Genomic DNA, 12679 nt, shown 5'->3' with positions numbered 1-12679 from the left:
AGTGGTGAGCCACGTCATAAAGTCATCGACGTGACGTACACCAACATCGATCTTCAGCTAGTAGCCGAGGCTACGAACCCCAGTGCGGGCTAGGGACTGACTCCCCGCACCCTGGGGTAGTAGTCGTTAAGCTTTTTCCGCCGCTGAAGAGTCGGTCCACTTAAAAACAATCACTTCCTTCCCGAAGAATCTTTAAAGGACCGCATCATGTACAACGCTACTTTCGCACCCGTCACCACCTCCACCTACGCTTCCGCTGACATCCAGCAGGATCCCTTCACCGCGCGCTTCGGCGACGATCATCGTCTGCCCCGCGGTATGCGTGATGAGGCCGCCGGCATGGCCTGGCCCCTGTTCATCGCCACCTACGCCCCTGCCGCCGATATCCGCATCGCCCACCTGGAGGCCACCCGCGGCCGCGGCGGTCAGCAGCACTTCGTCGCCGAGATGATCCGCACCTCCAAGACCGAGCAGCCGATCACCTCCACCCACGACATCACCGCCATGGGCCCAACCTCCGCCGCCTCCCACCTGCTGGCCGACGCTGGCCGCCACGTCGAGATCCTGGCCTTCCACCAGACCGAGCTCTTCGAGGCCACCGTCACCTTCGTCAAGGTCGCCCACCAGAACAACGAGAACCGCACCGCCTGGGCCATGGGCTTCGGCGCCACCAACGAGGCCTCCATCGCCGCCGCCCTGGCCTCGGGCGCGCAGCGTATCTACGGCTAGCCTTCCGCAGACACTCCCCGCCCCCTGTGGCGGGGAGTTTTCCTTATGCCACTCCCCACGGTGTTCCCACGTACCTTTATCGGGGCACCGCCTTTTCCCCAGGTCGCGGAATAGGGCCGCCCAAATGCACGTGGGAACGCCGAAGGAGGCCAGGGGCGGCACTTGCCCACCCCGCCCATTAATGTCCGAAGGTGCCCCCGTGAGCAGCGCAACAAGGCCATATATACAGCCTTCATATACACTGTCTTAACGTTGGCCGCGCCGCCTATCGACGCCGCCTTATTGATGGGTGTTTCTCAGTGCCGCTGGGGGCCGCACGCACGTTGGCGACGACAACAACCGGGACGCGTGGTCCGCGCTTTGTCCTGCCCGCCACCAGCGAAGGGGAACAACGCCGACGTGCTGTTACTTCTGGTTGCCCTGACCATCGCCTCCTTGGTCGCCCCCATCCTCATCCGCGCCATGGGTCGCGCCGCCTTCGGGCTGCTCGCACTCGTCCCGGCCGCGGGTTTCTTCTGGGTGCTCTCCCTGTTTACCTCCGGCACGTTCGCCGACAACGGCGCCCTGACGTTCGCCATGGAGTGGATGCCGGCGGCGCACCTGAACCTCGAGTTCCGTCTCGATTCCCTCGCGGGCTTGTTCAGTCTCATCATCCTCGGCGTCGGCGCCCTCGTGCTGTTCTACTGCTGGGGATACTTCGACTCGAACCCACGCCGCCTGTCGATCTTCGGTGCCCAGATGGTGGCCTTCGCCATGGCCATGTTCGGCCTGGTCACCTCGGACAATTTCCTGTTGATGTACATCTTCTGGGAGATCACCTCGGTACTGTCCTTCCTGCTGGTGGGCTACTACGGTGAGCGCGCCTCTTCGCGCCGTTCCGCGGGGCAGGCCCTCATGGTCACCACCCTCGGTGGCCTGGCCATGCTGGTGGGCATTATCCTGCTGGGCCGCCAGACGGGCATTTGGCGCCTGTCGGAGATCACGGCCTTCACCGAGGTCGCGGGCACCCCGCACATCACGGCCGCTATCGTGCTCATCCTGGCGGGTGCGCTGACCAAGTCGGCGATCGCCCCGGGCCATTTCTGGCTGCCGGGTGCCATGGCCGCTCCCACCCCGGTCTCCGCCTACCTGCACTCCGCGGCGATGGTGAAGGCCGGCATCTACCTGGTCGCGCGACTGGCCCCCGATTTCAACGTCGTCACCACCTGGCACCTGGTGGTCATCCCGCTGGGCCTGTTCACCATGCTCATGGCCGGTTGGATGGCGCTGCGCCAGAAGGATCTCAAGCTGGTTCTGGCATACGGCACGGTCTCGCAGCTGGGTTTCATCACCGCGGTGGTGGCTGTCGGCTCCCGGGAGGCCATGCTGGCCGGCCTGGCCCTGACGTTCGCGCACTCGCTGTTCAAGGCGACGCTGTTCATGATCGTCGGCGCGATCGACCACACCGCCGGCACCCGAGATCTGCGCAAGCTCTCCGGCCTGGGGAAAAAGCAGCCTTTCATCACCACGCTGGCCTTCATCTCTGCGTTGTCGATGGCGGGCATGCCTCCGCTGTTCGGCTTCGTGGCCAAGGAGTCCACCCTGGAAGCAGTCATGCAGGAGGAGCTGCTGGTGGGTATGCCGCGCAACCTCATGCTCGTGGCCGTCGTCTTCGGCTCCGCGCTGACCATGGCGTATTCGCTGCGTTTCCTCTACGGTGCGTTCGCGACGAAGCCCGCGGACCATGCGTCCGGGGGCGGCACCTCGGAGGCGGTGGCGAAGATGCACAAGATCGGCCCGACCCTGTGGATCGCCCCGCTCATCCTCACCGCCTGCACCGTCGGTTTCGGCATCTACCCGCTGCCGCTGTCGAACGCGATCACCACGCACCTGGACAATGTCCTGCCGCTGGCCCCGGGCGAGGAGAGCATCTACCTGGCGCTGTGGCACGGGTTCACCATCCCGCTGCTGCTGTCCATCGTCATCATCTTCGGTGGTCTGGCACTGCACTGGCAGCGCAACCTCATTGCCAAGGCGCAGTTCGAGGAGCCCGCCCTGGGTTCCGCGGACGCCGCCTACGATTCGGTGCTGAACTACCTGCGCACCATCTCCCTGCGTCTGACGGCTTCCACCCAGCGTGGTTCGCTGGCAGTGAACCTGGGCATCATCTTCACGGTGCTCATCGTGTTGCCGATGGTGGTGCTCGTCATCGGCGAGCGCCCCGATGTACGCATGGTGCTGTGGGATTCGCCGTGGCAGGCGTTGGCCTCGGCGATCATCATCGTCGCGGCGATCACCGCCACCCGCATGGACAACCGCCTCTCGGGTGTCATCCTCGTGGGTGTCACCGGTTACGCCCTGGCTGTGATCTTCGCGCTGCAGGGTGCCCCGGATCTGGCGCTGACGCAGACGCTGGTGGAGACGGTCCTCATGGTCATCTTCATGCTGGTTTTGCGCAAGCTGCCGACCAACACCGAGTGGTCCCCGGGGGCGAAGGCGAACCGGATCCGCGCGTGGCTGTCGGTGGCGGTAGGCCTGTCGGTGACCGTGGTGGCGATGTTCGCCATCAACGCCCGCGTCCACGTGCCGATCTCTACGTTCATGCCGGATCTGGCGCAGGACATCGGCCACGGTGCGAATGCCGTGAACGTCCTGCTCGTCGACCTGCGTGCCTGGGATACCTTCGGCGAGGTGTCAGTGCTGGTCATCGCGGCCACCGGTGTGGCCTCGCTGATCTACCGCACCCGCTCCTTCAACCGTTCCTCCCGCCGCCCGACCCTCACCGTCACCGGCCGCCGCTGGCTGGCCGCCGGAGTGGAGACCGAGCGCGCGCAGAACCGTTCCCTCATGGTCGATGTGGCCACCCGCATCCTCTTCCCGTCGATGATGGCCCTGTCGATGTACTTCTTCTTCGCCGGGCACAACGCCCCGGGCGGTGGTTTCGCCGGCGGCCTCGTCGCTGCACTCGCGTTCACCCTGCGTTATGTCGCGGGTGGTCGCGCGGAGTTGGAGGAGGCGCTCCCAGTCGATTCGGGCCGAATCCTGGGCACCGGTCTCATCCTCTCGGCAGCCGCGGCGATCTGGCCGATGTTCCTCGGCCATCCGCCGCTGACGTCGTGGTACGACTCGGTGGATCTGCCGTTGATCGGCAACATGTCGATGCCTTCGGCATTGCTTTTCGACGCCGGCGTCTACCTCATCGTCGTCGGCCTCATGATGCACATCCTGTCGTCCCTGGGCGGCCAGCTCGACCAAGAGGAAGAGATGCGCAAGCAGCGGGCCCGCGATAGGGCACGGTCGATGGCGCGGGCGGCGGAGCGTCGCAAAGCAATGAGTACCACCAGCCCGGAAGGAGACAAGTAGATGGTAGCCAACCTCGTCCTGCTGCTGGCAGCAGGAACCCTCATCTCCGCGGGCGTGTACCTCGTGCTCGACCGTGCGATGACGAAGATGATGCTCGGCATCATGCTCATCGGCAACGGCGCCAACCTGCTCATCCTGCAGGCGGGCGGCTCCGCCGGCGCCCCGCCGATCATGGGACGCACCTCCCTGCAGCATCCTGACGAGCAGGTCGCGGACCCGCTCGCCCAGGCGATGATCCTCACCGCGATCGTCATCGCGATGGCGTTGACGGCGTTCATCCTCACCCTGGCCTACCGCCAGTACCGCTACCGCACCGCGGATGTCATCGAGGATGACCTCGAGGATGCCGCCATCGCGGCGCGCCCCGCCACGGCGAGCGCCGCACCCGACCATGACGCCTCCGACGACCCGGACACCGGTCGCGTCACCTCCGAGGGCGATGCCTTCGGCCCGAAGTCCTTCGAAGCTCCGGTGAAGGGAGAAGTCGATGAGTGAGACGATCACCCCCTTCGTTGACACATTGATGCCGTACATGCCTTTCCTCATCCCTCTGCCGGTGATCCTGCCGGCGGTGGCCGCGGCCCTGGCACTGCTCGCGGGACGTCACCCGCACATCCAGCGCACCATCGCACTGGGCACCCTGCTGGTCCTCATCGGCCTGACCGCCTCCATGGTCATGGTCGTCGACTTGGAGGGCATCCAGACGGTGCAGCTCGGCGGGTGGGATGCACCGATTGGCATCACGCTCGTCGCTGACCGCCTGTCCGCCGTCATGCTCACGGTCTCCTCCGTCGTGCTGTTCTGCGTCATGTGGTACGCCATCAGCCAGGGTGTCCGTGACGGCGGCAAGGACGAACCGGTCGCCGTGTTCCTGCCCACCTACATGTTGCTGAGCATGGGCGTGAACATGTCCTTCCTGGCCGGTGACCTGTTCAACCTCTACGTCGGTTTCGAGGTCTTCCTCGTCGCCTCCTACGTGCTGCTCACTCTTGGCGCCTCGCCTTCGCGTGTGCGCGCCGGTGTCTCCTACGTCATGGTCTCGATGGTCTCCTCGATGATCTTCCTCTTCGCCCTGGCCATGGTGTACGCCGCGGTGGGCACCGTGAGCCTGGCGCAGATCGGCCTGCGCATGGAGGATGTTCCCTCCGGCACCCGCGCCGCCATCTTCGGCACCCTGCTCGTCGCCTTCGGCATCAAGGCCGCCGTGTTCCCGCTGGATGCCTGGCTGCCGGACTCTTATCCCACCGCCCCCTCGCTGGTCACCGCCGTGTTCGCGGGCCTTTTGACCAAGGTCGGTGTGTACTCGATCATCCGCATGCGCTCGGTGGTGTTCACCGACGGCTCACTCGACGGCCTGCTCATGTGGGTGGGTCTGGCGACAATGATCATGGGTATCCTCGGCGCGATGGCGCAGAACGACATCAAACGATTATTGTCATTCACCCTGGTCAGCCACATCGGTTACATGATCTTCGGCATCGCGCTGGGTTCCGCCCAGGGCCTGTCCGGGGCGATCTTCTACGCCGTGCACCACATTCTCGTGCAGACCGCGTTGTTCCTCGTCGTCGGCCTCATCGAACGCCAGGCGGGTACCTCTTCTTTGCGACGCCTCGGCTCCCTGGCCTACACCGCCCCCATCATCGCGGTGCTCTACATCATCCCCGCCCTCAACCTGGGTGGCATCCCGCCGTTCTCCGGGTTCCTGGGCAAGATCATCCTCATCGAGGCCGGTGCCAATGTCGGCGGTTTCATGGCGTGGCTGCTCATCGGCGGCGCGGTGGTCACCTCCCTGCTCACCCTCTACGTCATGGTGCTCGTGTGGTCCAAGGGCTTCTGGCGCGACCGCAAGGATGCCCCCGAGGGCAACGTCGCCATGGCCCGTCCGGCACCGCTGGCGGATGTCACCGACGAAGTCGAGTTCGTCGAGCGTGATGATGTCGGCCGTATGCCCGTCGGCATGGTCGCCTCCACCACGACGCTGATCGCCGCTTCCCTGGCCGTCACCGTCCTCGCCGGCCCCATCGCCGGTGTAACCGGACGCGCCGCCGAGAGTGCCCAGGATGTGAACATCTACCGCTCCGCCGTGTTGGGCACCACCGCGGATATCCCGAGCCGCACCCTTGATCAGCAGCGCCTGGACGATGGTTCGGATACCCTCCGCAACCGCGACCACCAGCTGCCCGAGCCGCGGCCCGCCGTCCAGACCGCCACGGAAGCCCCCACCGAGGAGGAGCAGTCATGATCTCCGGAGTCCGTCGCCGTTTCCGCCCGTGGTTCATCGTGTGGATCACCGTCATGTGGTGTCTGCTCATGGGCGAGTTCACGTGGGCGAATATCATCTCGGGCCTGCTGGTCGGCTCACTCATCATCTTCGGCCTGCCTCTGCCGGCCATGCCGATCGCGGGCCTGAGCGTGCACTGGGGCCTGCTGGCCTGGCACATGCTCGGCTGGTTGAAGGACCTCGCCGTGGCGTCGGTGAAGGTGGCGTGGCTGGCGCTGCGCCCGGCAGCACCGCCGAAATCGGCGATCGTCACGGTGCCGATGCGCGTGTCCAATGAGCTGGTCCTCTCCTTTGCCACGGTGCTGTACAACCTGCAGCCGGGTGGTGCGGTCAGTGACATCGACATCGCCAACCGCACGTGGACGGTCCACCTGCTCGACGCCGGCACCGAGGCCGCGCTGGCCCGCGAGATCGAGACCATCGCCACCCTGGAGCGCCGCATGATCCGCATCTTCGAGAGGAACTGAGCATGAACCACGAGCTCTACACCACCTTCCTGCTCATCCCGGCGGCGTTTTTCGCCGTGTCGTTCATCATCATGACGTGGCGGATCATCGTCGGCCCGAACTCGATGGACCGCATGCTGGGCCTCGATGGTTTCGTCGCGATGCTCCAGTGCGCCCTGGCCACCTACATCTGCTGGACGTTGGACACCACCGTCGCCAACGCGATGCTGGTTATCGCGCTGCTCGGTTTCATTGCCTCGGTGTCCGTCGCCCGCTTCCGCAAGAGGGACGGTAGCTAAATGTCATACACACTGTTCGCGGACGTTGCCTCACTCGTCCTCATCATCACCGGCGCGTTCCTGGTGTTCTCGGCGGCGGTCGGCGTCGTCCGTTTCCCGGACACGATGTCGCGCATTCACGCGATCACCAAGCCGCAGACCACGGGTCTGATCCTCACCATCCTCGGTGCACTGCTCAAGGTGACGGGCGATCCGTCCTTCGGTATCGCGGAGCGTGGCGACCTGGGTGTGCTCATCCTGCTGGTGATCTTCGCCGGCATGACCTCCCCCGTCACCGCGCAACGTCTCGGTCGCGTCTCCCGCCGTGAGGGCCTTTATGGTGTATCACAGGATATGTCACGTAACGACGCCCCCGCCGATCGTTCCATCCGCCGACGTTAGGTAGCCATGCCCCACCGCCCCGCGCTGCTCGGTGCCCCCACTCTGATAGCGGCGCTGTTGTGGCTGGGCGCGTGGATGGCGTACAAGGAGTCCTACGTCATCGATGGCTGGGATCTGGGCCTGCATGTCCCCACTGACCTGCAGGTCTACTTGCTGGCCGGGCAACGCCTCAACGAGGGTGGGTTGCTTTACGACGCCCCCCTCCTCGGCGACCTCCCCTTCACCTACCCACCTTTCGCGGCCGGTATCTTCGGCTGGCTAGCCAGCCTCAATCCCGAGATCGCCACGATCATCTGGCAGACCGGCAACTTCGTGGCCCTCATCGCCGTCATCCTCATGTGCTTCACGGAGCGCCGCCGCCCGGTGGGGTTGTTCGCGGTCCTGCTGGCGGTGGGTTTGTTCGCCACGGAGCCGATCCGTGGCTCCTTCCACTACGGGCAGATCAACCTCATTCTCATGCTGCTGGTGGCCGCAGATGTCCTGCCGCGTCACCACCGTTTCGCGGGCATCGGCGTCGGCATAGCAGCGGGGCTGAAGCTGACCCCGGCGTTTTTCGTCATCATCTTCCTGGTGCAGCGCCGCTTTGTGGCCGCCGGCGTATCGGCGGCGACTTTTGTCGCCACCGTGGTGGCCGGCTTTGTCATCGTCCCGGATGCCGGTGCCTTTTGGCGCTCAGCGATCTTCGACTCCGAGCGCGTCGGGGTCCATGAGAATCCCGGCGCGCAGTCCATCAGGTCAGTCCTCGTGCGCCTGGGGGCGGACTCCACCTGGCTGTGGCTGGTCCTGGCCCTGGTGGTCACCGCCCTCACGGCGGCTGCCGCCTGGCTGGCGCTACGCCGCGACAACCGCACCCTCGCCATCGCACTCACCGGTATCGGCGCCTGCCTGGTCTCCCCGTTCTCATGGTTCCACCACTGGGTGTGGATCGTCCCGCTGGCCGTCGCCGTCATCGCCGGCATCGCCTCGCTTTTCGACGCCCGCGGTTTCCTCACCGCCCAGCTCGGCGCCCTGCTCACCAGTGGTGTGGTTTTTGTGATGCTCCTGCCCTATGTCTCGGGCGTGTTGTGGCCGGCACTCGCCTACCCCGGTCCGTGGATCAGCCACCCCAATCCCGTGTGGCGCCTGGCCTACACGGGCTTCGGCGTCGCGTTTATCCTCGGCTACCTGGTGTGGGAGGCGAGGAAGGAACGGATCTCGGCGACGAAGCCGGCGGGATCGTTGTCGTAGGGGGCGTCGATAAGCAGGGTCGGCATGGCGACCTGGAGATCCTGCACATCAATGCCCCGGCGACGCAACAAGAACTTCCCCACCCGCGAGTCCGGCAGCCCCGCGAGAACGAGGTGGCTGACGCGTTGCGGCTGCGAACGGGCGAGTTCAAGCGCCGCGAGGGCACCGGTGCCGTGGCCGACGAGGACGACGCGGCGCAACTCGTGTTTGTCCAGGTAGGACTCCAGTTTGTCGGCCATGAGATTGGGCAGCCGGGGCTTGAGATCAGCGGGCAGTAACCGGATGACCTCGGTCCAGGTATCCGGCATGCGGCCCGCGGTGGGGACGAGGACGAGATCAGTCACGGGGCACCAACTCCTCCATTTCCGCACAGGTGGCGTCGATGACCTCGCTCCAACTGCCGGTCTTCTCGAAGATGCGGCGCTGGCGCTGATAACCGGCACCGCGCTCGAGGATCTCCGGGACCAGGAGGAGTTCATGCAGGCAACCGAGCTCCTCGGCGAGGGGGGCGAGCTCGTCGACCAAATCGCTGAGCTCCTGGGTGACCCAGCGCTCATCGGTGTCGCGGGAGGTGATCACCAGGGCGTCCATGCCGTAGCGGGCGGCCCGCCACTTATTCTCCGCGACATGCCAGGGCTGCAGAGTGGGCAGCGTCTCCCCGCGGTCCAGCATGCGGTCATAGTGGACAACCAGGCAGTGGGTGAGCGCCACGACGGCGGCCAGCTCCCGCAGATTGGAGGTGGCGTCGGAGACCCGGACCTCCACCGTGCCCCACTTCGGCGCCGGACGGATATCGAAGTGCATCGACCCGGTGTGATTGATCACCCCGGAAATCCCCTGGTCATGCATGTAACTCTCCCACTCCGACCAGCTGCTGAACTGATACGGCAGACCGGCGGTGGGCAGCTGCTGATAGAGCATGGTGCGGTTGGAGGCGTAGCCGGTGTCGATGCCGTCCCACCCCGGGGAGGAGGCGGTCAGCGCCAGCAGGTGCGGGTACTTCGTCATCAGCGCGTTGATGATCGGCCACACCCGGTCCTCATGCGAGATACCGACATGCACATGAATGCCCCAGATGAGCATCTGCGAACCCCAGTAGCGGGTGCGGTTGATGATCTCCGCGTACGCCATCTTCGCGCTCACCGGATTCTTCCGCCAATCCGAGAACGGATGGGAACCCGATGCCCACACGCGCAGACCCAGTGAATCGGCGGCGTCGCGGACCACGTTGAGCCCATGCGCCAACTCGGCAATCGCCTGCGGCACCGTCTCATGCACGCCGGTGACCAGCTCGACGGTGTTCTGGAGGAACTCCTTTTCCAGATGCACCTCCGGATTGCTGCTCTGGACGAGGTCGATGACCTCCTCGGCCTTCGGCGCCAGATCCCGGGTCACCGGGTCGACGAGCGCGACCTCCCACTCCACCCCGAGCGTCGGCGCCAGGGAACGACGGAAGGGGATCGGCTCCACCCTCATTAGAGGGCCACCTGATTCACCAACACCAGGGTCAGATCATTGCGGCCATCGGTGCCGTCGGGGAGGAAGCCCTCGTACTCGCGGGCCACGCCACCGACCCGATCGGCCAACTCACGGGCGCGCTGCTCCGCCTCGGCGTTGCCGGGCTGGAAGAAGACGGTGTTCTCCGGCAGGATATGGTCGGCCATGTTGCCCACCTCGCCGACCTCGAAATCGCCGCGCAGCTGATCGGCGACATCCGCCGCCAGATTCGGCACGGTCGAGTTATTGAGCACGTTGAGGCGCCCGGGCTCCTCAGCCGGGGCGGGGGCCGGCGGCTCCTCTGGGGTGGTCTCCGCGGCGGTGGTCTCCTCCTCGACGGGGGCTTCCTCCGTGGTTTCCGCGGCGGTTTCCTCAGGAGTCGCCACCACCTCAGCGGTGGTCTCAGGGGCGGCCTGATCTGCAGAATCATTATTCTGCGTCATGGCGTACAGGCCCCACATCACCAGCAGCACCGCAACAGCGATGAGCACCATCGCCAGGCCGCGCAACGGCAGGCCGGAAGCGGCCGGGGTGTCGGTGGTGGGCTCGTTCTCATTCTCCGGATTCACATGCGTCACAGGGGTCAGTCTAAAGCACCGGAACGCTCCGTTGCCCGCCTGTCCCTAATCCGCCGCAGACGCCCCATCAGGACGGGGTGGGCGGCGAGGGCGGCGGGGACGTCGATAAGCACATTAAGGCGCTGATAATAACGCACCGGACTCATCCCCAACTCCGCGCGAATAAGCTCCTCCTTCGCGCCCGCCGAACGCGGCGCGCGCTCCTCGAAGGCGAGGAGGCGGGCATCGGAATCACTCAGGCCGGACATGCTTAAACTGTAGAACATGACGATCCGCCCGATTGTGATCCACGGCGACCCCGTGCTCCACAACCCCACCAGCCCCGTCGACCCCGCCGATATCGCCGGAGAGGAGATCCAGACGCTTGTCGCCGACATGTACGAGACGATGGACGTGGCCAACGGCGTCGGCCTGGCCGCCAACCAGATCGGCGTGGGCCTGCGACTCTTCGTCTACGACTGCCCCGACGACGACGGCGTCCAGCACACCGGCTGCGTGATCAACCCCGTCTTAGAAACCGGCGAGATCCCCGAGACCATGCCCGCCGACGACGGCACCGAGGACGAAGGTTGCCTCTCCGTGCCCGGCGAAGGCTGGCCCACCGGCCGCGCCTCCTGGGCGAAAGTCACCGGCCTCGACGCCGACGGCAAGGAGATCGAGGTCGAGGGCACCGGATTTTTCGCCCGCTGCCTGCAGCACGAGGTCGGCCACCTCGACGGCTTTCTCTACACGGACGTCCTCATCGGCCGCTACAAGCGCCAGGCCAAGAAGACCATCAAGGCCAACGGGTGGACGCAGCCCGGCCTGACCTGGATGCCGGGCGAGGACGAAGACCCCTTCGGGCACTAGATGGGTATCTTCCGCTCTGATGAGGTGGCGGTGGGCGACCGCGTGGTCGTGCGCCGCCTCCTCCCCGACACCCCCGGGCACCTCAGTGATGTCATCGGGCACGTGGTGAGTGTGTCGCCGCTGGTACTGCGCCCGCAGTCCGTCGGCGGTTTCGTCTCCACCGCCGAGCCCCTAGAGGTGCCGGATGAGCTGATCAAGGTGGTGAAAAAGCTCTCCCCGCGCCGGATCCGCAATTCGGATATCCGTGCCGTGGAGGTGGCCACCGCGAAGGCTTTCCCCGGCATCGAGCACACGTGGACGCGCGATGGCCAGTGGCTCATGCGCGCTGGTGACGGCATCACGGAGCGCTCCAACTCGGCTGCGCCTTTGGGCCGCTCGGCAGGGTTCGGGGTGGTGCCGCTGGAGGAGATCCGGGCGTTCTATGAGCGCCACTCGCTGCCCGTGAAAGTCCTCATCCCGGAGCGCATCGGCGCGCCAGCGGAGAAGCTCGTCGAGGCCGGTGGTTGGGAGCTGGGCCCGGAGATCATCGTGATGACCCGGTACCTCAGCCCCCTGGAGCTGCCGGAGGCCGAGTACACCTTCCGCATCGACGACCAGCCCGACGATGACTGGCTCGCCCTCTACCACTTCCGCGGCCAGCCCCTGCCCGTCCACGCGTTGCGCCTGTTGCAGGATCAGATCGACGGCGAGATGGGCTTCGGCCGCCTCCTCTCCCCCGCCGGGGAGACCGTCGCCATCACCCGCGGCACGCTCACATCCTCCGAGGATGGCCGCGTGTGGCTCGGTTATTCGGCCGTCGAGGTGGCGGAAGCTTATCGACGCCGCGGCCTCGGCACCCGTCTCGGCGCCGAAATGCTCGCCTGGGGCGCCTCCCGCGGCGCGACTGACGCTTATCTGCAGGTCATTGCGTCGAATGCGGCGGGCCGGGCCTTGTACTCGAAGCTCGGGTTCATCGAGCACCATCGGCACCGCTACGCGCGGCTGGAGGACTGAGGCTGCCAGCACTGCGTTGGTGCATATCCACTGTGCTTATGCACAGGAGAAATACCC

Annotated in this window: 14 protein-coding genes; 10 read left to right on the top strand and 4 right to left on the bottom strand. The window is 65.8% G+C overall.

The window, feature by feature from the left end:
* Positions 1 to 207 precede the first annotated feature (207 nt).
* The 8 genes from Q4G50_RS05175 to Q4G50_RS05140 all read left to right on the top strand — a co-directional run bounded on the left by Q4G50_RS05175 (position 208) and on the right by Q4G50_RS05140 (position 8705).
* Entirely contained in the window at positions 208 to 729 is a 522-nt protein-coding gene (locus tag Q4G50_RS05175) for an acetyl-CoA acetyltransferase (protein WP_303376582.1), read from the top strand.
* Between the two features lie 399 nt (positions 730 to 1128).
* Positions 1129 to 4071, top strand: a complete 2943-nt coding sequence (locus tag Q4G50_RS05170; protein ID WP_303376581.1) for a Na+/H+ antiporter subunit A — start codon at positions 1129 to 1131, stop codon at positions 4069 to 4071.
* Complete coding sequence (locus Q4G50_RS05165) at positions 4072 to 4566, top strand: Na(+)/H(+) antiporter subunit C (RefSeq protein ID WP_303376580.1); 495 nt, start codon at positions 4072 to 4074, stop codon at positions 4564 to 4566.
* The gene (locus Q4G50_RS05160; protein ID WP_303376579.1) at positions 4559 to 6313 is read left to right on the top strand and encodes a Na+/H+ antiporter subunit D; all 1755 of its coding nucleotides are present in this window, start codon (positions 4559 to 4561) and stop codon (positions 6311 to 6313) included. Before Q4G50_RS05165 ends, Q4G50_RS05160 begins: the two co-directional genes overlap by 8 nt.
* On the top strand, positions 6310 to 6819 hold the full coding sequence (locus Q4G50_RS05155; protein WP_303376578.1) for a Na+/H+ antiporter subunit E: 510 nt from the start codon (positions 6310 to 6312) through the stop codon (positions 6817 to 6819). Before Q4G50_RS05160 ends, Q4G50_RS05155 begins: the two co-directional genes overlap by 4 nt.
* A gap of 2 nt (positions 6820 to 6821) precedes the next feature.
* Entirely contained in the window at positions 6822 to 7097 is a 276-nt protein-coding gene (locus tag Q4G50_RS05150; protein WP_303376577.1) for a monovalent cation/H+ antiporter complex subunit F, read from the top strand.
* Positions 7098 to 7478, top strand: a complete 381-nt coding sequence (mnhG, locus tag Q4G50_RS05145) for a monovalent cation/H(+) antiporter subunit G (protein WP_303376576.1) — start codon at positions 7098 to 7100, stop codon at positions 7476 to 7478.
* Positions 7479 to 7484: 6 nt separating this feature from the next.
* Positions 7485 to 8705 (top strand): glycosyltransferase 87 family protein, encoded by a 1221-nt coding sequence (locus Q4G50_RS05140; protein ID WP_303376575.1) that lies wholly within the window; start codon positions 7485 to 7487, stop codon positions 8703 to 8705.
* On the opposite strand, the gene Q4G50_RS05135 is transcribed toward Q4G50_RS05140, so the two are convergent.
* Genes Q4G50_RS05135 through Q4G50_RS05120 form a run of 4 tightly spaced genes read right to left on the bottom strand, consistent with a single transcriptional unit; the run spans position 8639 to position 11028 of the window.
* Positions 8639 to 9049: an alpha/beta fold hydrolase gene (locus Q4G50_RS05135; protein ID WP_303376574.1), complete on the bottom strand. Its 411-nt coding sequence runs from the start codon at positions 9047 to 9049 to the stop codon at positions 8639 to 8641. The genes Q4G50_RS05140 and Q4G50_RS05135 overlap by 67 nt on opposite strands.
* The gene (locus tag Q4G50_RS05130; protein WP_303376573.1) at positions 9042 to 10181 is read right to left on the bottom strand and encodes a glutamate--cysteine ligase; all 1140 of its coding nucleotides are present in this window, start codon (positions 10179 to 10181) and stop codon (positions 9042 to 9044) included. Before Q4G50_RS05130 ends, Q4G50_RS05135 begins: the two co-directional genes overlap by 8 nt.
* The gene (locus Q4G50_RS05125) at positions 10181 to 10780 is read right to left on the bottom strand and encodes a LytR C-terminal domain-containing protein (protein WP_303376572.1); all 600 of its coding nucleotides are present in this window, start codon (positions 10778 to 10780) and stop codon (positions 10181 to 10183) included. Before Q4G50_RS05125 ends, Q4G50_RS05130 begins: the two co-directional genes overlap by 1 nt.
* Positions 10781 to 10785: 5 nt before the next feature.
* The gene (locus Q4G50_RS05120; RefSeq protein ID WP_303376571.1) at positions 10786 to 11028 is read right to left on the bottom strand and encodes a DUF3263 domain-containing protein; all 243 of its coding nucleotides are present in this window, start codon (positions 11026 to 11028) and stop codon (positions 10786 to 10788) included.
* Positions 11029 to 11044: 16 nt separating this feature from the next.
* Here Q4G50_RS05120 and Q4G50_RS05115 point away from each other — a divergent pair, with 16 nt between their 5' ends.
* Complete coding sequence (locus tag Q4G50_RS05115) at positions 11045 to 11629, top strand: peptide deformylase (protein ID WP_303376570.1); 585 nt, start codon at positions 11045 to 11047, stop codon at positions 11627 to 11629.
* Positions 11630 to 12622: a GNAT family N-acetyltransferase gene (locus Q4G50_RS05110; protein ID WP_303376569.1), complete on the top strand. Its 993-nt coding sequence runs from the start codon at positions 11630 to 11632 to the stop codon at positions 12620 to 12622.
* The last annotated feature ends 57 nt before the right edge of the window (positions 12623 to 12679 follow it).

The sequence above is a fragment of the Corynebacterium sp. genome (assembly GCF_030538285.1).
Lineage (GTDB): Bacteria > Actinomycetota > Actinomycetes > Mycobacteriales > Mycobacteriaceae > Corynebacterium.
Note: the sequence above shows the minus strand (reverse complement) of the source record. Positions and strands in the feature narration are given on the sequence as shown.